This is a genomic window from Pseudomonas corrugata (genome assembly GCF_001269905.1).
GTDB lineage: Bacteria > Pseudomonadota > Gammaproteobacteria > Pseudomonadales > Pseudomonadaceae > Aquipseudomonas > Aquipseudomonas corrugata.
Genome location: NZ_LHVK01000004.1, coordinates 246,981 through 263,604, shown reverse-complemented (window position 1 = coordinate 263,604; position 16,624 = coordinate 246,981). Strand labels below are relative to the sequence as shown.

General features: G+C 55.0%; 30 protein-coding genes, 3 tRNA genes and 1 rRNA gene. All 34 read left to right on the top strand.

Annotated features, from left to right (window positions below):
• The first annotated feature begins 110 nt into the window (after window positions 1-110).
• The 34 genes from rrf (at window position 111) to rpsD (ending at window position 16,623) form a co-directional block, all read left to right on the top strand.
• Window positions 111-226, top strand: a 5S ribosomal RNA gene (gene rrf / locus AD665_RS06780).
• 135 nt (window positions 227-361) lie between these two features.
• The gene (birA, locus tag AD665_RS06775; RefSeq protein WP_024776664.1) at window positions 362-1,318 is read left to right on the top strand and encodes a bifunctional biotin--[acetyl-CoA-carboxylase] ligase/biotin operon repressor BirA; all 957 of its coding nucleotides are present in this window, start codon (window positions 362-364) and stop codon (window positions 1,316-1,318) included.
• A complete protein-coding gene (locus tag AD665_RS06770) occupies window positions 1,308-2,057 on the top strand; it encodes a pantothenate kinase (RefSeq protein WP_024776663.1) in 750 nt (249 codons plus the stop codon). Before birA ends, AD665_RS06770 begins: the two co-directional genes overlap by 11 nt.
• 7 nt (window positions 2,058-2,064) lie before the next feature.
• Window positions 2,065-2,508 (top strand): hypothetical protein, encoded by a 444-nt coding sequence (locus AD665_RS06765; RefSeq protein ID WP_053191467.1) that lies wholly within the window; start codon window positions 2,065-2,067, stop codon window positions 2,506-2,508.
• 143 nt (window positions 2,509-2,651) lie between these two features.
• Window positions 2,652-2,736, top strand: a tRNA-Tyr gene (locus AD665_RS06760).
• Between the two features lie 25 nt (window positions 2,737-2,761).
• Window positions 2,762-2,835 (top strand) — tRNA-Gly (locus tag AD665_RS06755).
• A gap of 26 nt (window positions 2,836-2,861) precedes the next feature.
• A tRNA-Thr gene (locus tag AD665_RS06750) sits at window positions 2,862-2,937 on the top strand.
• Window positions 2,938-3,021: 84 nt separating this feature from the next.
• Window positions 3,022-4,215, top strand: coding sequence for an elongation factor Tu (gene tuf / locus AD665_RS06745; protein WP_053191465.1), 1,194 nt, complete (start codon window positions 3,022-3,024; stop codon window positions 4,213-4,215).
• Window positions 4,216-4,371: 156 nt separating this feature from the next.
• On the top strand, window positions 4,372-4,683 hold the full coding sequence (rpsJ, locus tag AD665_RS06740) for a 30S ribosomal protein S10 (protein ID WP_003186070.1): 312 nt from the start codon (window positions 4,372-4,374) through the stop codon (window positions 4,681-4,683).
• 80 nt (window positions 4,684-4,763) lie between these two features.
• Window positions 4,764-5,399, top strand: coding sequence for a 50S ribosomal protein L3 (gene rplC / locus AD665_RS06735; protein ID WP_024778327.1), 636 nt, complete (start codon window positions 4,764-4,766; stop codon window positions 5,397-5,399).
• Between the two features lie 12 nt (window positions 5,400-5,411).
• Window positions 5,412-6,014, top strand: a complete 603-nt coding sequence (rplD, locus tag AD665_RS06730; RefSeq protein WP_003186057.1) for a 50S ribosomal protein L4 — start codon at window positions 5,412-5,414, stop codon at window positions 6,012-6,014.
• Window positions 6,011-6,310 carry a 50S ribosomal protein L23 gene (gene rplW, locus AD665_RS06725; RefSeq protein ID WP_002555488.1) on the top strand — a complete coding sequence of 100 codons (300 nt, stop codon included), beginning with the start codon at window positions 6,011-6,013 and terminating at the stop codon, window positions 6,308-6,310. Before rplD ends, rplW begins: the two co-directional genes overlap by 4 nt.
• A gap of 14 nt (window positions 6,311-6,324) precedes the next feature.
• Window positions 6,325-7,149, top strand: a complete 825-nt coding sequence (gene rplB / locus AD665_RS06720) for a 50S ribosomal protein L2 (RefSeq protein ID WP_007924198.1) — start codon at window positions 6,325-6,327, stop codon at window positions 7,147-7,149.
• A 16-nt stretch (window positions 7,150-7,165) separates the two neighbouring features.
• Window positions 7,166-7,441: a 30S ribosomal protein S19 gene (rpsS, locus tag AD665_RS06715; RefSeq protein WP_002555486.1), complete on the top strand. Its 276-nt coding sequence runs from the start codon at window positions 7,166-7,168 to the stop codon at window positions 7,439-7,441.
• An 11-nt stretch (window positions 7,442-7,452) separates the two neighbouring features.
• Window positions 7,453-7,785 carry a 50S ribosomal protein L22 gene (gene rplV / locus AD665_RS06710; RefSeq protein WP_003103908.1) on the top strand — a complete coding sequence of 111 codons (333 nt, stop codon included), beginning with the start codon at window positions 7,453-7,455 and terminating at the stop codon, window positions 7,783-7,785.
• Between the two features lie 13 nt (window positions 7,786-7,798).
• Entirely contained in the window at window positions 7,799-8,485 is a 687-nt protein-coding gene (gene rpsC / locus AD665_RS06705; protein ID WP_024778328.1) for a 30S ribosomal protein S3, read from the top strand.
• 12 nt (window positions 8,486-8,497) lie between these two features.
• Window positions 8,498-8,911: a 50S ribosomal protein L16 gene (rplP, locus tag AD665_RS06700; RefSeq protein ID WP_003186052.1), complete on the top strand. Its 414-nt coding sequence runs from the start codon at window positions 8,498-8,500 to the stop codon at window positions 8,909-8,911.
• Window positions 8,911-9,102: a 50S ribosomal protein L29 gene (rpmC, locus tag AD665_RS06695; protein WP_002555481.1), complete on the top strand. Its 192-nt coding sequence runs from the start codon at window positions 8,911-8,913 to the stop codon at window positions 9,100-9,102. Before rplP ends, rpmC begins: the two co-directional genes overlap by 1 nt.
• A gap of 2 nt (window positions 9,103-9,104) precedes the next feature.
• Window positions 9,105-9,371, top strand: a complete 267-nt coding sequence (rpsQ, locus tag AD665_RS06690) for a 30S ribosomal protein S17 (protein WP_003194644.1) — start codon at window positions 9,105-9,107, stop codon at window positions 9,369-9,371.
• Between the two features lie 23 nt (window positions 9,372-9,394).
• Window positions 9,395-9,763 carry a 50S ribosomal protein L14 gene (rplN, locus tag AD665_RS06685; RefSeq protein WP_024778329.1) on the top strand — a complete coding sequence of 123 codons (369 nt, stop codon included), beginning with the start codon at window positions 9,395-9,397 and terminating at the stop codon, window positions 9,761-9,763.
• An 11-nt stretch (window positions 9,764-9,774) separates the two neighbouring features.
• A complete protein-coding gene (gene rplX, locus AD665_RS06680) occupies window positions 9,775-10,089 on the top strand; it encodes a 50S ribosomal protein L24 (protein ID WP_003186046.1) in 315 nt (104 codons plus the stop codon).
• A 20-nt stretch (window positions 10,090-10,109) separates the two neighbouring features.
• A complete protein-coding gene (gene rplE / locus AD665_RS06675; RefSeq protein WP_024778330.1) occupies window positions 10,110-10,649 on the top strand; it encodes a 50S ribosomal protein L5 in 540 nt (179 codons plus the stop codon).
• A 13-nt stretch (window positions 10,650-10,662) separates the two neighbouring features.
• Window positions 10,663-10,968 carry a 30S ribosomal protein S14 gene (gene rpsN / locus AD665_RS06670; RefSeq protein WP_003186042.1) on the top strand — a complete coding sequence of 102 codons (306 nt, stop codon included), beginning with the start codon at window positions 10,663-10,665 and terminating at the stop codon, window positions 10,966-10,968.
• 209 nt (window positions 10,969-11,177) lie between these two features.
• Entirely contained in the window at window positions 11,178-11,570 is a 393-nt protein-coding gene (gene rpsH, locus AD665_RS06665; RefSeq protein ID WP_017848802.1) for a 30S ribosomal protein S8, read from the top strand.
• Window positions 11,571-11,582: 12 nt separating this feature from the next.
• Window positions 11,583-12,116 (top strand): 50S ribosomal protein L6, encoded by a 534-nt coding sequence (gene rplF, locus AD665_RS06660; RefSeq protein WP_024077677.1) that lies wholly within the window; start codon window positions 11,583-11,585, stop codon window positions 12,114-12,116.
• A 10-nt stretch (window positions 12,117-12,126) separates the two neighbouring features.
• Window positions 12,127-12,477: a 50S ribosomal protein L18 gene (rplR, locus tag AD665_RS06655; RefSeq protein WP_003186037.1), complete on the top strand. Its 351-nt coding sequence runs from the start codon at window positions 12,127-12,129 to the stop codon at window positions 12,475-12,477.
• Between the two features lie 3 nt (window positions 12,478-12,480).
• A complete protein-coding gene (gene rpsE, locus AD665_RS06650) occupies window positions 12,481-12,981 on the top strand; it encodes a 30S ribosomal protein S5 (RefSeq protein WP_003186035.1) in 501 nt (166 codons plus the stop codon).
• Window positions 12,982-12,983: 2 nt separating this feature from the next.
• Window positions 12,984-13,160, top strand: a complete 177-nt coding sequence (gene rpmD / locus AD665_RS06645) for a 50S ribosomal protein L30 (protein ID WP_003176408.1) — start codon at window positions 12,984-12,986, stop codon at window positions 13,158-13,160.
• Between the two features lie 3 nt (window positions 13,161-13,163).
• Window positions 13,164-13,601: a 50S ribosomal protein L15 gene (rplO, locus tag AD665_RS06640; RefSeq protein ID WP_003186032.1), complete on the top strand. Its 438-nt coding sequence runs from the start codon at window positions 13,164-13,166 to the stop codon at window positions 13,599-13,601.
• Window positions 13,602-14,930, top strand: coding sequence for a preprotein translocase subunit SecY (gene secY, locus AD665_RS06635; protein ID WP_024778331.1), 1,329 nt, complete (start codon window positions 13,602-13,604; stop codon window positions 14,928-14,930). It begins immediately after the preceding gene.
• Window positions 14,931-14,960: 30 nt separating this feature from the next.
• Window positions 14,961-15,077, top strand: a complete 117-nt coding sequence (gene rpmJ, locus AD665_RS26740) for a 50S ribosomal protein L36 (RefSeq protein ID WP_002555468.1) — start codon at window positions 14,961-14,963, stop codon at window positions 15,075-15,077.
• 130 nt (window positions 15,078-15,207) lie between these two features.
• Window positions 15,208-15,564: a 30S ribosomal protein S13 gene (rpsM, locus tag AD665_RS06630; RefSeq protein WP_024778332.1), complete on the top strand. Its 357-nt coding sequence runs from the start codon at window positions 15,208-15,210 to the stop codon at window positions 15,562-15,564.
• Between the two features lie 30 nt (window positions 15,565-15,594).
• Window positions 15,595-15,984: a 30S ribosomal protein S11 gene (rpsK, locus tag AD665_RS06625; protein ID WP_002555466.1), complete on the top strand. Its 390-nt coding sequence runs from the start codon at window positions 15,595-15,597 to the stop codon at window positions 15,982-15,984.
• 18 nt (window positions 15,985-16,002) lie between these two features.
• On the top strand, window positions 16,003-16,623 hold the full coding sequence (gene rpsD / locus AD665_RS06620; protein ID WP_003176404.1) for a 30S ribosomal protein S4: 621 nt from the start codon (window positions 16,003-16,005) through the stop codon (window positions 16,621-16,623).
• Window position 16,624 lies beyond the last annotated feature (1 nt).

The window sequence follows — 16,624 nt, the reverse complement described above, 5'->3', positions numbered from 1 at the left end:
TGTGAAGACGAAACGAACCGAAAGTTCGAACTGACTCAGCAGCAACACACAAACTATCGCATACCCATTCGCTGGAACGTTGCCCATGCAACGCGCTGGCTACCGAATTTCTTGACGACCATAGAGCGTTGGAACCACCTGATCCCATCCCGAACTCAGAAGTGAAACGATGCATCGCCGATGGTAGTGTGGGGTTTCCCCATGTGAGAGTAGGTCATCGTCAAGATTAAATTCCGAAACCCCTATCTGCTGACGCAGGTAGGGGTTTTGTTTTTGCCCGCAGGAAAGGTTCCTCTGTGTTTCTATGCAACTGTCCTGCGCATGGCTATCATGCGGGCCTCATTGTCAGGGCGCAGTTCGCATGCTCACGTTGCTAAAACTTCTGAAGGATGGCCGCTTTCATTCCGGGCAGGCGCTAGGCGCTGCGCTGGGTGTCAGTCGTAGTGCTGTGTGGAAGCAATTGCAGCACCTGGAGGCAGAACTGGGTCTAACTGTTCATAAGATCAGAGGCCGGGGGTATCAATTGGCCAGGCCATTATTACTTTTGGACGCGACCGAGATTGATGCCAAGGGGGCTTGCGAGTGGCCTGTCCATATATTCGATTCCACCGACTCCACCAATGCTGAGGCGCTGCGCTCCGTAGAGCGCGGGGTGGCGGCGCCGTTCCTGGTTTTGGCTGAGCGGCAGACTGCTGGTCGGGGTCGTCGCGGTCGAAAGTGGGTCAGCCCCTTTGCAGAAAATCTCTATTACAGCCTGGTGTTGCGTATAGATGGCGGTATGCGACAGATAGAAGGACTGAGTCTCGTCGTGGGGCTCGCTGTCTTGCGCACTTTGCATGAGATGGGGATTCAGCAGGCGGGTCTGAAATGGCCTAACGATGTATTGGTCGGTGATAGAAAGATTGCGGGGATATTGCTTGAGTTGGTGGGGGATCCGGCTGACGTCTGCCACGTTGTCCTGGGAGTTGGGATCAATGTGAATATGCAATCCAGCGAGGAAGTTGACCAGCAGTGGACGTCCATGAGTCTTGTGGCGGGGCACTACTTCGATCGGAATGAGCTGGTGGCACGATTGGGTGAGAATCTCCGGCGATATCTGAAGCTGCACCAGGCATCGGGATTTGCCGCAATACAGCCAGAGTGGGAGCAGCATCATCTGTGGCAGGGGCGGGCAGTATCATTGATTGCGGGTGTCAATCAAGTCGATGGAGTTGTGCTGGGTATCGATTGCCAGGGCGCGCTGCGTTTGAAGGTGGATGGCGTGGAAAGAAGTTTTAGCGGTGGTGAGCTCAGTTTGAGGTTGCGTGATGATTCTTGAGCTCGATTGCGGCAACAGCTTTATCAAGTGGCGCGTACTCCGCGCTGACGGTGTTACGTCGGTCGACGGAGGTGTGGTCGGTTCTGACAGCGATCTGCTGGCTTGTCTGAGCGACGCTGGAAAGTTTCAGCTCGTAAAATGCCGTCTTGTCAGCGTGCGTACCCAGGAAGAAACCGAATCGCTGGTTTCTGCGCTGGTTGATGCGTTCGCAGTGTCCGTGGCGCGTGCTGTGCCGAGCCGAGAAATGGCTGGCGTTCGAAATGGTTATGAGGATTACGAGCGGCTGGGCCTGGACCGATGGTTGGCTCTGCTAGGAGGATTTCACCTGGCCTCGGGTGCCTGTCTGGTGCTCGACTTTGGTACTGCCGTTACAGCCGATTTCGTGGCCGCAGACGGTGGGCACCTCGGAGGCTTCATTTGCCCGGGCATGCCGTTGATGCGCAACCAACTGCGCACTCATACCCGGCGGATTCGCTATGACGATCTGGCTGCCGAGCGTGCACATGAGAGTCTCGCTCCCGGGCGGACGACTGTCGAAGCTGTAGAGCGAGGTTGCATGCTGATGCTCAGGGGGTTTGTTCTGACCCAGCTTGAGATGGCGCAGCAGTATTGGGGAGAGGATTTCGTTGTGTTTCTGACGGGAGGGGACGCTAATCTGGTTTCCGGTATTGTCCCTGGCGCCAGGGTGGTGCCTGATCTGGTTTTTGTCGGCCTGGCGATGGCCTGTCCTTTGTCCTGAGGTTTCTATGCGGTGGCTGTTCCTGTTATTGCTGGTCTTGAACGCTTTCTATTACGTCTGGCATCAACAGGAAGCCCCGCTTCGTGCCAAGGACGTCACTCCTCTAAGTTTGTACCGCGGCTCGCAACAGGATATTCACCTCTTGAGCGAGACGGCAGACGCGCTTGTCAGGCGCGCTTCGGGGAAGCTCGCTGAGACACAAAAAACGTGCGTTTATCTCGGTGGCTTTGCTCGTTCGGAAATGAACAGGCAACTGGAGCAAAAACTGGCCCTGCTGGGTGTCGTGGCTCGCGCCGCCGCTGCGGGTTCGCCTGAGACCGGATTCTGGGTCCAGGTTTCGCCAGAAAGTGCCGGGAGGGTGAATGAAACCTTCCTTCAAAACCTTTCTAAAGAATTCAATGAGTTAAAACATAAAATAATGCCTTGTGAGGGGGTTGCACCCGCGGGGTAGTTTGCATAGAATGGCGCCCGCTTCGCAGTGAAGACCTTTAATGGTCAACGATACGAAGCGTAGTCAACGCAGCTAACCTCAGGTTTTTAATGAGAAAAATGCTTGACAGAAGGCTGGCATGATGTAGAATGCCGGCTCGCTTAGGAGGGGTTCCCGAGCGGCCAAAGGGATCAGACTGTAAATCTGACGTCTACGACTTCGAAGGTTCGAATCCTTCCCCCTCCACCAGTTTCTAGCGTGAGCTGCAAGCTCCGCGGGTATAGTTTAGTGGTAGAACCTCAGCCTTCCAAGCTGATGATGCGGGTTCGATTCCCGCTACCCGCTCCAAGTTTGCAGGTTGTGCAAAGTTTTTCGCTCTTGTAGCTCAGTTGGTAGAGCACACCCTTGGTAAGGGTGAGGTCAGCGGTTCAAATCCGCTCAAGAGCTCCATATAACAAGGCAGATATGAAAATATCTGCCTTTGTTTTAATGGCTTGTGTGACTTGCTAAATTCTTCTCCTAGGGGTGATTTCGATGGCTAAGGAAAAGTTCGAACGTAATAAGCCGCACGTCAACGTCGGTACCATCGGTCACGTCGACCACGGTAAAACCACTTTGACCGCTGCTCTGACCCGCGTCTGCTCCGAAGTTTTCGGTTCGGCCAAGGTTGACTTCGACAAGATCGACAGCGCCCCGGAAGAAAAAGCACGCGGTATCACCATCAACACCGCTCACGTTGAATACGATTCGGCCGTGCGTCACTACGCACACGTTGACTGCCCAGGTCACGCCGACTACGTAAAAAACATGATCACCGGTGCTGCCCAGATGGACGGCGCGATCCTGGTTTGCTCGGCCGCTGATGGTCCGATGCCGCAAACTCGTGAGCACATCCTGCTGTCCCGTCAGGTAGGCGTACCGTACATCGTTGTCTTCCTGAACAAGGCTGACATGGTTGACGACGCTGAGCTGCTGGAACTGGTTGAGATGGAAGTGCGCGACCTGCTGAGCACTTACGACTTCCCAGGTGATGACACTCCAATCATCATTGGTTCGGCTCTGATGGCTCTGAACGGCCAAGACGACAACGAAATGGGCACCACTGCTGTCAAGAAGCTGGTGGAAACTCTGGACAGCTACATCCCAGAGCCAGAGCGTGCTATCGACAAGCCGTTCCTGATGCCAATCGAAGACGTATTCTCGATCTCCGGTCGCGGTACTGTTGTGACTGGTCGTGTTGAGCGTGGCATCGTCCGCATCCAGGAAGAAGTTGAGATCGTCGGTCTGCGCGACACTCAGAAAACTACCTGCACCGGCGTTGAAATGTTCCGCAAGCTGCTGGACGAAGGTCGTGCTGGCGAGAACTGCGGCGTGCTGCTGCGCGGCACCAAGCGTGACGACGTTGAGCGTGGCCAGGTTCTGGTCAAGCCAGGCACCGTCAAGCCGCACACCAAGTTCGTTGCAGAAGTTTATGTTCTGAGCAAGGAAGAAGGCGGCCGTCATACTCCGTTCTTCAAAGGCTACCGTCCACAGTTCTACTTCCGTACAACTGACGTGACTGGTAACTGCGAGCTGCCAGAAGGCGTTGAAATGGTAATGCCAGGTGACAACATCCAGATGACTGTCACTCTGATCAAAACCATCGCGATGGAAGATGGTCTGCGTTTCGCTATCCGTGAAGGCGGTCGTACCGTCGGCGCTGGCGTCGTAGCCAAAGTCATCGAGTAAGTCTCTTTTAGAGTCTGCCTGATGAGTTGAAAAAGCCCCCGCTTAGCGGGGGCTTTTTTATTGGGTTGACACCTATCAGGGGCGTCTATAGAATTGCGCCTCCTTTTAACGGGCGTATTGCGCCCGGTGGGAATAGCAGCCGGAGTCTGAAATCCAATGCAAAATCAGCAAATCCGTATCAGGTTGAAGGCTTTTGACCATCGCCTGATCGACCAATCCACCCAGGAAATCGTGGAAACCGCGAAACGTACTGGTGCTCAAGTGCGTGGTCCAATTCCACTGCCTACCCGTAAAGAGCGGTTCACCGTTCTGGTCTCCCCGCACGTCAACAAAGACGCGCGTGACCAGTACGAGATCCGTACTCATAAGCGCGTTCTGGATATCGTCCAGCCAACGGATAAAACCGTTGATGCACTTATGAAGCTCGATCTTGCGGCCGGTGTGGAAGTGCAGATCAGCCTCGGCTAAGACTCGGTCTTAGTCGTGTAACGCTCTGAAATGGGCGGCCATAGCGGGTGAAAGCCCCGTACACTCATGAGGTTTACAACATGACTATTGGTGTAGTCGGTCGTAAATGCGGTATGACCCGTATTTTCACCGAAGAAGGTGTCTCCATTCCGGTCACGGTCATTGAGATCGAGCCGAATCGCGTCACCCAGTTCAAAACTGAAGAGACCGATGGCTATCGTGCAGTGCAAGTCACTGTCGGCGAGCGTCGTGCTTCGCGTGTAACAGCTGCTCAAGCTGGCCACTTCGCCAAGGCGAACGTTGCTGCTGGTCGTACCGTACTGGAATTCCGTCTTGAAGAAGGCGAGTACCAGGCCGGCGATCTGATCAAAGCTGAAATCTTCGCTGCTGGTCAGCTGGTTGATGTAACCGGTCAGTCCAAAGGTAAAGGCTTCCAGGGTACGATCAAGCGTTGGAACTTCCGCGGGCAAGATAACACCCACGGTAACTCCGTATCCCACCGCGTTCCAGGCTCTATCGGCCAGTGCCAGACTCCTGGTCGTGTATTCAAGGGCAAGAAAATGTCCGGTCATATGGGCGCCGAGCGCGTGACCGTGCAGTCCCTCGAAGTAGTGCGCGTGGACGCTGAACGCAATCTGTTGTTGGTCAAGGGCGCTGTTCCTGGCGCTACTGGCGGCAACGTGGTTGTACGTCCAGCAGCCAAGGCTCGCGGTTAAGGGGAAGCTGACATGCAATTAAATGTAAATGACGCTCAAGCGATCGAAGTTTCCGAACTGACATTTGGCGGCGAATTCAACGAGACGCTGGTTCACCAAGCAGTCGTGGCCTACATGGCCGGCGGCCGTCAAGGTAGCAAGCAGCAAAAGACCCGTTCCGACGTTTCCGGTGGCGGTAAGCGCCCATGGCGTCAGAAAGGTACTGGCCGTGCTCGTGCCGGTACTATCCGTAGCCCAATCTGGCGTGGCGGCGGTACCACTTTCGCAGCTCGTCCTCAGGATCACTCCCAGAAGCTGAACAAGAAGATGTATCGCGCAGCAATGCGTTCCATCCTTGCTGAGCTGGTGCGTACTGATCGTCTGGTCGTGGTTCAGGACTTCGCTGTTGAAGCACCGAAAACCAAAGATCTGCTGAACAAGCTGAACGGCATGGGCCTGACTGACGTCCTGATCGTGTCTGACGCTGTTGATCAGAACCTGTATCTGGCTGCTCGTAACCTGCCGCACGTCGATGTTCGTGACGTACAGGGTTCCGATCCGGTCAGTCTGATCGCATACGACAAGGTGTTGATCACCGTGTCGGCCGTGAAGAAATTCGAGGAGCTGCTGGGATGAACCAGGAACGCGTATTTAAAGTTCTGCTTGGCCCGCACGTTTCCGAGAAGGCTACGGTTCTGGCAGACAAGAAAGGCCAGTTCGTTTTCAAGGTTGCTACTGACGCAACCAAGCTGGAAATCAAGAAGGCCGTCGAAAGCCTGTTCAGCGTGAAAGTAGAGCGCGTGACTACCCTGAACGTTCTGGGTAAAAGCAAGCGCACTGCTCGCGGTCTGGGCAAGCGTAATGACTGGAAGAAGGCAGTTATCTCCCTTCAGCCAGGCCAAGATCTCGATTTCAGCAGCAGTGCTGAGTAAGGAAGGGGTGCATCATGGCAATCGTTAAATGCAAACCGACTTCCCCTGGCCGCCGTTTTGTGGTCAAGGTGGTCAACCAGGAGCTGCATAAAGGCGCTCCTCACGCACCGCTGCTCGAGAAAAAATCGAAGTCTGGTGGTCGTAACAACAATGGCCGTATCACTACACGTCACGTGGGTGGTGGTCATAAGCAGCATTATCGTCTGGTCGACTTCCGTCGCAACGACAAGGATGGCATCGCTGCCACCGTCGAGCGTATCGAATACGATCCAAACCGTACTGCTCACATCGCTCTGCTGCTGTACGCAGATGGCGAGCGTCGCTACATCATCGCCCCTAAAGGCGTGAGTGCTGGCGACCAGCTGATCGCAGGTGCCCTGGCACCGATCAAGCCGGGCAACGCTCTGCAACTGCGTAACATTCCAGTTGGTAGCACCGTACACGGCATCGAATTGAAGCCAGGTAAAGGCGCGCAAATCGCTCGTTCCGCTGGTGCTTCGGCTCAGCTGATCGCTCGTGAAGGTGTCTACGTGACCCTGCGTCTGCGTTCTGGTGAGATGCGTAAAGTACTGGCTGAATGCCGTGCGACCCTGGGCGAAGTCTCGAACTCCGAGCACAGCCTGCGTTCGTTGGGTAAAGCTGGTGCCAAGCGCTGGCGTGGCGTTCGCCCAACCGTTCGTGGTGTTGCCATGAACCCGGTTGACCACCCACATGGTGGTGGTGAAGGTCGTACCTCTGGTGGTCGTCATCCGGTATCGCCATGGGGCTTCCCGACTAAGGGCGCGAAGACTCGTGGTAATAAGCGTACCGACAAAATGATCGTCCGTCGTCGCAAGTAAATAGAGGGATACGACAGTGCCACGTTCTCTGAAAAAAGGTCCTTTTATTGATCTTCACCTACTGAAGAAGATCGAAGTGGCGGCGGAAAAGAACGATCGCAAACCAGTTAAGACCTGGTCGCGTCGTTCGATGATCCTGCCACAAATGGTCGGTCTGACCATCGCAGTACACAACGGTCGCCAGCACGTCCCAGTTCTTGTGAACGAAGACATGGTCGGCCACAAACTGGGCGAGTTCGCCGGTACCCGCACATACCGTGGGCACGTGGCTGACAAGAAAGCCAAGCGTTAAGGGGTAAGGAAATGGAAGTAGCCGCTAAGTTGTCGGGCGCTCGAATCTCCGCCCAGAAAGCCCGCTTGGTCGCCGACCAGATCCGCGGGAAGAAGGTGGGCGAAGCGCTCAACCTGTTGGCTTTCAGCAGTAAGAAAGCCGCCGAGATCATGAAAAAAGTGCTGGAGTCGGCCGTAGCCAACGCCGAGCATAACGAAGGCGCAGACGTTGATGACCTGAAAGTCAGCACCGTTTTCGTCAACGAAGGGCGTTCGCTGAAGCGCATCATGCCACGTGCCAAAGGCCGTGCTGATCGCATCGTCAAGCGGTCTTGCCATATCACTGTCAAGGTTGCTGACAAGTAACGGAGTCGAAGAGATGGGTCAGAAAGTACATCCCATTGGCATTCGCCTGGGAATCGTCAAGGAGCACACCTCCGTCTGGTACGCAGACGGTCGGACTTATGCGGACTACTTGTTCGCTGATCTGAAGGTGCGTGAGTATCTCCAAGACAAACTAAAAAGCGCGTCCGTAAGCCGTATCGATATCCATCGTCCGGCTCAGACTGCACGTATCACCATCCACACCGCTCGTCCAGGTATCGTTATCGGGAAGAAAGGTGAAGATGTTGAGAAGCTGCGTCAGGACCTGACCAAGCAAATGGGTGTGCCTGTGCACATCAATATCGAAGAGATCCGCAAGCCGGAACTCGACGGTATGCTGGTTGCGCAGAGCGTAGCTCAGCAGCTGGAGCGTCGCGTAATGTTCCGTCGCGCTATGAAGCGCGCTGTACAGAACGCAATTCGCATTGGTGCCAAAGGCATCAAAATCCAAGTGAGCGGTCGTCTCGGCGGTGCTGAAATCGCACGTACTGAATGGTATCGCGAAGGTCGTGTGCCACTGCACACCCTGCGTGCCGACATCGACTATGCCAACTACGAAGCTCACACCACCTACGGTGTGATCGGTGTAAAGGTTTGGATCTTCAAAGGCGAAGTAATTGGTGGTCGCCAAGAAGAGCTGAAACCACAAGCACCAGCGCCTCGTAAAAAAGCTGCTAAGTAAGGGGTACGCCAAATGTTGCAACCAAAGCGTACGAAGTTCCGCAAGCAGATGACCGGCCACAACCGTGGCCTGGCATTGCGCGGTAGCAAAGTCAGCTTCGGCGAGTTCGCGCTGAAGTCTGTTGCTCGTGGTCGTCTCACCGCTCGTCAGATCGAGTCAGCGCGTCGTGCTCTGACCCGTCACGTAAAACGTGGCGGCAAGATCTGGATCCGTGTATTCCCGGACAAGCCTGTCACCAAGAAGCCACTCGAAGTTCGGATGGGTAAAGGTAAGGGTAACGTGGAGTACTGGGTTGCCCAGATTCAGCCAGGCAAAGTCCTGTATGAAATCGAGGGTGTTTCTGAAGAGCTGGCGCGTGAGGCTTTCGCCCTGGCTGCTGCAAAGCTGCCGCTCGCCACCTCCTTTGTTAAACGGACGGTGATGTGATGAAAGCGAATGAACTTCGTGAAAAATCAGCACAGCAGCTGAACGAGCAACTGCTCGGCCTGCTGCGCGACCAGTTCAATCTGCGTATGCAGAAAGCAACTGGCCAGTTGGGGCAGTCTCATCTGCTCTCGCAAGTTAAGCGTGACATCGCTCGCGTGAAAACTGTGCTCAACCAGCAGGCAGGTAAGTAATCATGGCTGAAGCCGAAAAAACTGTCCGTACGCTGACTGGCCGTGTTGTCAGCGACAAGATGGACAAAACCATCACCGTTCTGATCGAGCGTCGCGTTAAGCACCCGATCTACGGTAAATACGTTAAGCGTTCGACTAAGCTGCACGCGCACGACGAAACCAATCAGTGCCACATCGGCGACAAGGTCACTATTCGTGAAACTCGTCCGATGGCCAAGACCAAATCTTGGGCGCTGGTTGATGTTCTCGAACGCGCTGTGGAAGTCTAAGGGCTAGGGGTCGGAGAAATTATATGATTCAGACTCAATCCATGCTTGATGTGGCCGATAACAGCGGCGCTCGCCGCGTTATGTGCATCAAGGTGCTGGGTGGCTCCCATCGTCGTTACGCTGCTATTGGTGACATCATCAAAGTTACCGTCAAGGAAGCAATTCCTCGCGGTAAGGTGAAGAAGGGTCAAGTGATGACTGCTGTTGTAGTCCGCACTCGCCATGGTGTTCGTCGCGCTGACGGCTCCATCATCCGCTTTGATGGCAACGCTGCTGTTCTATTGAACAACAAGCAAGAGCCAATCGGCACCCGTATCTTTGGGCCAGTGACCCGTGAACTTCGTACTGAGAAGTTCATGAAGATCGTCTCGCTCGCCCCAGAAGTGCTGTAAGGAGATCCGACATGCAAAAGATTCGTCGTGACGACGAGATCATCGTGATCGCCGGCAAAGACAAGGGCAAGCGCGGTAAGGTGCTCAAGGTTCTCGCTGACAACCGTCTGGTTGTTGGTGGTCTGAACCTGGTCAAGCGCCATACCAAGCCTAACCCGATGTCGGGCGTACAGGGCGGTATCGTCGAGAAAGAAGCGCCACTGCACGCTTCCAACGTCGCCATCTTCAACGGCGAAACCAACAAGGCTGACCGCGTTGGTTTCAAAGTAGAAGACGGCAAAAAAATTCGTGTCTTCAAGTCGACCCAAAAAGCGGTTGATGCTTGAACACTGCTAGGTAGAAGACCATGGCACGACTGAAAGAGATTTACCGGAAGGAAATCGCACCGAAGCTTAAGGAAGAACTTAAGCTGGCGAACGTGATGGAAGTTCCGCGCATTACCAAGATCACCCTGAACATGGGTCTGGGCGAAGCGATCGGTGACAAGAAAGTCATCGAGCACGCGGTAGCTGACCTGGAGAAGATCACCGGCCAGAAAGTCGTTGTGACTCACGCTCGCAAATCCATCGCTGGCTTCAAAGTCCGCGAAGGTTGGCCGATCGGTGTCAAAGTGACCCTGCGTCGCGATCGTATGTACGAGTTCCTGGATCGTCTGCTGTCGATCTCCCTGCCTCGGGTTCGCGACTTCCGCGGCCTGAATGCCAAGTCCTTTGATGGTCGTGGCAACTACAGCATGGGCGTGAAAGAGCAGATCATTTTCCCGGAAATCGATTACGACAAGATCGATGCTCTGCGCGGTCTGGACATTACCCTGACCACCACTGCCAAATCGGATGACGAAGGTCGCGCTCTGCTGCGTGCTTTCAAATTCCCGTTCCGCAACTGATTGGAGTAGGAAAATGGCCAAGAAGAGCATGAAGAACCGTGAGCTGAAGCGTCAGCTCACCGTTGCCAAGTACGCCACCAAGCGTGCAGCGCTGAAAGCTATCATCGTTGATCTGAACGCAAGTCCGGAAGCGCGTTGGGAAGCTACCGTAGCGCTGCAGAAGCAGCCACGTGACGCAAGCGCCTCGCGCATGCGTAACCGCTGCCGCCTGACTGGTCGTCCGCACGGCGTATACCGCAAGTTCGGCCTCGGCCGTAACATGCTGCGCCAAGCTGCAATGCGTGGTGACGTTCCAGGTCTGGTTAAAGCCAGCTGGTAAGCACTGTCAAAGTCTCGGTGTTCGGGATCTCAGGATCCTGACCACCGGTGGCCTTGAAGCAGAATCAAGCCCCTTTTGGGGCTTGATTCATTTCTGGTGTATGTCTAGAATGACCGGCTCGCCTGAGCCCGTGTTTTTCATGCCCGGAGTTTCTCGGCGACACGTAGTAGCCGCAAGGCTAATTTTTTTGCATTAGGAGCGTCTAGCCCATGAGTATGCAGGACCCGTTAGCGGACATGCTAACTCGAATCCGTAATGCCCAGATGGCTGAAAAGTCCGTCGTAAGCATGCCGTCTTCCACGTTGAAGGTGGCTGTAGCAAAAGTCCTGAAGGACGAAGGTTACATCGCGGGTTATCAGATCAGCAGCGAAATCAAGCCACTGCTGTCCATCGAGCTGAAATACTTCGAAGGCCGTCCGGTCATCGAGGAAGTGAAGCGCGTTAGCCGTCCAGGCCTGCGTCAGTACAAGTCCGTCGAGGATCTGCCGAAAGTTCGCGGCGGTCTGGGCGTGTCTATCGTCTCCACCAACAAAGGTGTGATGACTGATCGTGCTGCGCGCGCTGCCGGTGTCGGCGGCGAAGTTCTTTGCACTGTGTTCTAAGGGGGGATAAGCATGTCTCGCGTCGCTAAGAACCCCGTTAAGCTGCCAGCCGGTGTCGAAGTCAAATTCGCAGGCCAACAGCTTTCGGTGAAGGGTGCCAAGGGCACTCTTGAACTGAACATCCATTCGTCCGTTGAGATCGTTGAAGAAGCCGGTGAGCTGCGTTTCGCTGCTCGCAATGGCGATCAACAGACTCGCGCAATGGCTGGTACCACTCGTGCGTTGGTAAACAACATGGTCCAAGGCGTAAGCCAAGGCTTCGAGCGCAAGCTCCAGCTGGTCGGTGTTGGTTACAAAGCGCAAGCAAAAGGCTCGGTTCTGAACCTGGCTCTTGGCTTCTCGCACCCAGTGGATTACGAACTGCCGGAAGGCATCACCGCTGAGACTCCTAGCCAGACCGATATCCTGATCAAGGGCATCGACAAGCAGCTGGTAGGTCAAGTGGCCGCCGAGATCCGCGACTTCCGTCCACCAGAGCCGTACAAAGGCAAAGGTGTGCGCTACGCGGACGAAGTCGTCCGTCGTAAAGAAGCCAAGAAGAAGTAGGGCATAGCAAATGACCGACAAAAAAGTTACTCGACTGCGTCGCGCTCGCAAAGCACGCCTGAAAATGCACGAACTCGAAGTCGTGCGTCTCTGCGTGTTCCGCTCTTCGCAGCACATCTACGCCCAGGTCATTTCGGCCGACGGCAACAAGGTCCTGGCAAGTGCCTCGACTTTGGATAAAGAACTGCGTGATGGTGCCACCGGCAACATCGACGCGGCCACTAAGGTTGGCCAGCTGGTCGCTACGCGTGCTAAAGCCGCTGGCGTCTCGCAGGTGGCTTTCGACCGCTCTGGCTTCAAGTACCACGGCCGCGTCAAGGCGCTGGCTGATGCTGCTCGTGAAGCTGGGCTGGAGTTCTAAGTTATGTCAAATAACGACCAAAAGCGCGACGAAGGCTACATCGAGAAGCTGGTTCAAGTTAACCGCGTAGCCAAAACCGTTAAAGGCGGCCGTATCTTCACTTTCACCGCGTTGACCGTGGTTGGTGATGGTAAAGGCCGTGTTGGCTTCGGCCGTGGCAAGTCGCGTGAAGTGCCTGCTGCGATCCAGAAGGCAATGGAAGCTGCTCGCCGCAACATGATCCAGGTTGATCTGAACGGCACCACTCTGCAGTACGCAATGAAGTCTGCCCATGGCGCTTCGAAGGTGTACATGCAGCCTGCTTCTGAAGGTACCGGTATCATCGCTGGCGGCGCTATGCGTGCTGTCCTCGAAGTTGCTGGCGTTCAGAACGTTCTGGCCAAGTGCTACGGCTCGACTAACCCGGTAAACGTGGTTCACGCCACTTTCAAGGGTTTGAAAGCAATGCAGTCTCCTGAATCCATTGCCGCCAAGCGTGGCAAAAGCGTCAAGGAGATCTTCTGATCATGGCTACCGTAAAAGTTACGCTGATCAAAAGCATGACCGGCCGCATCCCTAACCACAAACTGTGCGTTAAGGGTCTGGGTCTGCGTCGCATCGGTCACACTGTAGAAGTCCAGGATACTCCCGAGAATCGCGGGATGATCAACAAGGCTTACTACATGCTGCGTGTCGAGGGTTAATCGATGAAACTCAATGATCTGAGTCCAGCGCCGGGTTCCCGTCGCGAAAAGCATCGTCCGGGCCGTGGTATCGGTAGTGGTTTGGGCAAGACCGGTGGCCGTGGCCACAAAGGTCAGACCTCCCGCTCCGGTGGCACCATTGCTCCAGGCTTTGAAGGCGGTCAACAGCCGCTGCATCGTCGCCTGCCGAAGTTCGGTTTCGTTTCCCTGAAAGCCATGGACCGCGCAGAAGTGCGTCTGTCCGAGCTGGCTAAAGTGGACGGCGACATCGTCACCGTGCAGTCCCTGAAGGATGCCAACGTGATCAACCAGAACGTACAGCGTGTGAAAATCATGCTGTCGGGCGAAGTTGCTCGCGCTGTCACCATCGGAAAGGGAATCGGCGCCACCAAAGGTGCGCGTGCGGCTATCGAAGCAGCTGGCGGCAAGTTCGAGGAATAAATGGCTAAGCAAGGTGCTCTCTCTGCGCTCGGCAAAGGCGGTATGTCTGAACTCTGGGCTCGTCTGCGTTTTCTGTTCCTGGCGATTATCGTCTACCGAATAGGCGCACACATCCCGGTTCCAGGTATCAACCCGGACCGACTCGCAGACCTGTTTCGACAGAATGAGGGGACCATTCTTAGCTTGTTCAACATGTTTTCCGGCGGCGCGCTGGAGCGGATGAGCATCTTTGCACTGGGGATCATGCCGTACATTTCGGCATCGATCATCATGCAGCTGATGACAGCCGTCAGCCCGCAGCTGGAACAGTTGAAGAAGGAAGGTGAAGCTGGCCGTCGCAAGATCAGCCAGTACACCCGCTACGGCACTGTCGTACTCGCTCTCGTTCAGGCAATTGGCATGTCCATTGGCTTGGCGGGGCAGGGCGTTTCGTTCAATGCTGACCTCAGCTTCTATTTCGTCGCGGTTACCACGTTTGTGGCAGGTGCGATGTTCATGATGTGGTTGGGTGAGCAGATTACTGAGCGTGGTGTTGGCAACGGTATCTCGATGTTGATCTTCGCAGGTATCGTCGCCGGTCTTCCGAGAGCGATCGGGCAGTCTTTCGAGTCTGCGCGTCAGGGCGATATCAACATTTTTGCCCTGGTTGCCATCGGTTTGCTGGCAGTAGCGATTATCGGTTTCGTGGTGTTCATTGAGCGTGGTCAGCGTCGTATTGCTGTTCACTACGCCAAGCGTCAGCAAGGCCGCAAGGTGTTTGCTGCGCAGACCAGCCACTTGCCGTTGAAGGTGAACATGGCCGGTGTTATCCCGGCTATTTTCGCGAGCAGCATCTTGCTGTTCCCGGCTTCGTTGGGTGCCTGGTTCGGCCAGTCTGAAGGTATGGGCTGGTTGCAGGACATCTCGCAGTCGATCGCTCCTGGTCAGCCGTTGAATATTCTGCTGTTTAGTGCAGGGATTATTTTCTTCTGCTTCTTCTATACGGCGTTGATGTTCAATCCGAAAGACGTAGCGGAAAACCTGAAGAAGTCCGGTGCCTTTATTCCGGGTATCCGTCCAGGTGAGCAGTCTGCGCGCTACATTGATGGCGTTCTGACTCGCTTGACCATGTTCGGTGCTCTTTACATGACGGCCGTCTGCCTGCTGCCCCAGTTCCTGGTGGTTGCGGCAAACGTACCGTTCTACCTTGGCGGGACCTCGTTGCTGATCGTGGTCGTGGTTGTGATGGACTTCATGTCCCAAGTACAATCGCACCTCGTTTCGCACCAGTACGAATCCCTGATGAAGAAAGCCAACCTGAAGGGCTACGGCAGCGGCATGCTGCGCTGAGTAGCGTCCATAAGGTTCGAGGAGTTGGTGATGAAAGTTCGTGCATCGGTGAAAAAGCTGTGCCGTAACTGCAAGATTATTCGCCGCGAAGGTGTTGTTCGAGTAATTTGCAGCGCGGAACCGCGTCACAAACAGCGCCAAGGCTGAGTGTGATTGTGCTTTAAGCCCGGCAGCTAGTGCGCTGCCGGGTTGATTATTTGTTATTACAGCGATATTATCTCGCGCCCTATTTCTTGGCTTCCGGGGCGTAGGTAGCTGTCAATTGGAGTCCCACTGAATGGCCCGTATTGCAGGCGTCAACATTCCAGATAACAAGCATACTGTTATCTCGCTGACCTACATCTATGGTGTTGGTCGCACTACTGCACAGAAAATTTGTGCAGTGGCTGGGGTCAACCCAGCGGCAAAGATCAAAGATCTGAGCGACGAGCAGATTGAACAGCTGCGCGGCGAAGTGGCGAAGTTCACCACTGAAGGTGACCTGCGTCGCGAAGTCAACATGAAAATCAAGCGCTTGATGGACCTCGGTTGCTATCGCGGTCTGCGTCATCGTCGTGGTCTGCCAGTACGCGGTCAGCGTACCAAGACCAACGCGCGTACCCGTAAAGGTCCGCGTAAGCCGATCCGCAAGTAATCGCCCCAGCGAATCGACAGGAATTTAATCATGGCAAAACCTGCTGCTCGTCCTCGTAAAAAAGTTAAAAAGACAGTGGTTGATGGCATCGCCCACATCCATGCTTCTTTTAACAACACCATCGTGACCATTACCGACCGTCAAGGTAACGCTCTTTCCTGGGCTACCTCCGGTGGTTCGGGTTTCCGCGGTTCCCGCAAGTCCACCCCGTTCGCTGCTCAAGTAGCTGCTGAGCGTGCTGGTCAAGCTGCGCTGGAATACGGCCTGAAAAACCTCGACGTCAACGTCAAGGGTCCAGGTCCAGGTCGTGAATCCGCAGTTCGTGCTTTGAACGGCTGTGGCTACAAGATCGCCAGCATCACCGACGTGACGCCAATCCCGCACAACGGGTGCCGTCCGCCGAAGAAGCGCCGCGTGTAATCCAGGAGATTGTAAAGAATGGCTCGTTACATTGGTCCAAAATGCAAACTCGCTCGTCGCGAAGGCACCGATCTCTTCCTGAAGAGCGGCGTGCGCGCGATCGAATCGAAGTGCAACATCGAAGCAGCACCTGGTATCCACGGCCAACGCCGCGGTCGCCAGTCCGATTACGGCACCCAACTGCGTGAAAAGCAGAAGGTCCGTCGTATCTACGGCGTTCTCGAGCGTCAATTCAGCGGCTACTACAAAGAAGCTGCTGGCAAGAAAGGCGCAACCGGTGAAAACCTGTTGCAACTGCTCGAATGCCGTCTGGACAACGTTGTATACCGTATGGGTTTCGGTTCTACTCGTGCCGAATCCCGCCAGCTGGTATCGCACAAGTCGATCAGCGTTAACGGTCAGACCGTAAACGTTCCGTCCTACCAGGTTCGTGCTGGTGACGTGGTTGCTGTTCGCGAGAAAGCAAAGAACCAACTTCGCATTGTCCAAGCTCTCGATCTGTGTGCCCAACGTGGCCGCGTAGAATGGGTAGAAGTAGACACTGAGAAGAAGTCGGGCGTTTTCAAGAACGTTCCAGCTCGCAGTGATCTGTCCGCCGACATCAACGAAAGCCTGATTGTCGAGCTCTACTCCAAGTAAG

Coding starts and splice junctions, on each gene's coding strand:
- rplE (WP_024778330.1), top strand. CDS start 10,110: ATGGCACGACTGAAAGAGATTTACCGGAAGGAAATCGCACCGAAGCTT.
- rpsC (WP_024778328.1), top strand. CDS start 7,799: ATGGGTCAGAAAGTACATCCCATTGGCATTCGCCTGGGAATCGTCAAG.
- rpsQ (WP_003194644.1), top strand. CDS start 9,105: ATGGCTGAAGCCGAAAAAACTGTCCGTACGCTGACTGGCCGTGTTGTC.
- rplN (WP_024778329.1), top strand. CDS start 9,395: ATGATTCAGACTCAATCCATGCTTGATGTGGCCGATAACAGCGGCGCT.
- rpsK (WP_002555466.1), top strand. CDS start 15,595: ATGGCAAAACCTGCTGCTCGTCCTCGTAAAAAAGTTAAAAAGACAGTG.
- rplD (WP_003186057.1), top strand. CDS start 5,412: ATGCAATTAAATGTAAATGACGCTCAAGCGATCGAAGTTTCCGAACTG.
- rpmD (WP_003176408.1), top strand. CDS start 12,984: ATGGCTACCGTAAAAGTTACGCTGATCAAAAGCATGACCGGCCGCATC.
- rpsJ (WP_003186070.1), top strand. CDS start 4,372: ATGCAAAATCAGCAAATCCGTATCAGGTTGAAGGCTTTTGACCATCGC.
- rplB (WP_007924198.1), top strand. CDS start 6,325: ATGGCAATCGTTAAATGCAAACCGACTTCCCCTGGCCGCCGTTTTGTG.
- rpsN (WP_003186042.1), top strand. CDS start 10,663: ATGGCCAAGAAGAGCATGAAGAACCGTGAGCTGAAGCGTCAGCTCACC.
- rplF (WP_024077677.1), top strand. CDS start 11,583: ATGTCTCGCGTCGCTAAGAACCCCGTTAAGCTGCCAGCCGGTGTCGAA.
- rpsH (WP_017848802.1), top strand. CDS start 11,178: ATGAGTATGCAGGACCCGTTAGCGGACATGCTAACTCGAATCCGTAAT.
- rplV (WP_003103908.1), top strand. CDS start 7,453: ATGGAAGTAGCCGCTAAGTTGTCGGGCGCTCGAATCTCCGCCCAGAAA.
- rpmJ (WP_002555468.1), top strand. CDS start 14,961: ATGAAAGTTCGTGCATCGGTGAAAAAGCTGTGCCGTAACTGCAAGATT.
- rplX (WP_003186046.1), top strand. CDS start 9,775: ATGCAAAAGATTCGTCGTGACGACGAGATCATCGTGATCGCCGGCAAA.
- AD665_RS06765 (WP_053191467.1), top strand. CDS start 2,065: ATGCGGTGGCTGTTCCTGTTATTGCTGGTCTTGAACGCTTTCTATTAC.
- rplC (WP_024778327.1), top strand. CDS start 4,764: ATGACTATTGGTGTAGTCGGTCGTAAATGCGGTATGACCCGTATTTTC.
- rpmC (WP_002555481.1), top strand. CDS start 8,911: ATGAAAGCGAATGAACTTCGTGAAAAATCAGCACAGCAGCTGAACGAG.
- secY (WP_024778331.1), top strand. CDS start 13,602: ATGGCTAAGCAAGGTGCTCTCTCTGCGCTCGGCAAAGGCGGTATGTCT.
- rplO (WP_003186032.1), top strand. CDS start 13,164: ATGAAACTCAATGATCTGAGTCCAGCGCCGGGTTCCCGTCGCGAAAAG.
- rplP (WP_003186052.1), top strand. CDS start 8,498: ATGTTGCAACCAAAGCGTACGAAGTTCCGCAAGCAGATGACCGGCCAC.
- rpsE (WP_003186035.1), top strand. CDS start 12,481: ATGTCAAATAACGACCAAAAGCGCGACGAAGGCTACATCGAGAAGCTG.
- rpsM (WP_024778332.1), top strand. CDS start 15,208: ATGGCCCGTATTGCAGGCGTCAACATTCCAGATAACAAGCATACTGTT.
- rplW (WP_002555488.1), top strand. CDS start 6,011: ATGAACCAGGAACGCGTATTTAAAGTTCTGCTTGGCCCGCACGTTTCC.
- AD665_RS06770 (WP_024776663.1), top strand. CDS start 1,308: ATGATTCTTGAGCTCGATTGCGGCAACAGCTTTATCAAGTGGCGCGTA.
- rpsD (WP_003176404.1), top strand. CDS start 16,003: ATGGCTCGTTACATTGGTCCAAAATGCAAACTCGCTCGTCGCGAAGGC.
- rplR (WP_003186037.1), top strand. CDS start 12,127: ATGACCGACAAAAAAGTTACTCGACTGCGTCGCGCTCGCAAAGCACGC.
- tuf (WP_053191465.1), top strand. CDS start 3,022: ATGGCTAAGGAAAAGTTCGAACGTAATAAGCCGCACGTCAACGTCGGT.
- birA (WP_024776664.1), top strand. CDS start 362: ATGCTCACGTTGCTAAAACTTCTGAAGGATGGCCGCTTTCATTCCGGG.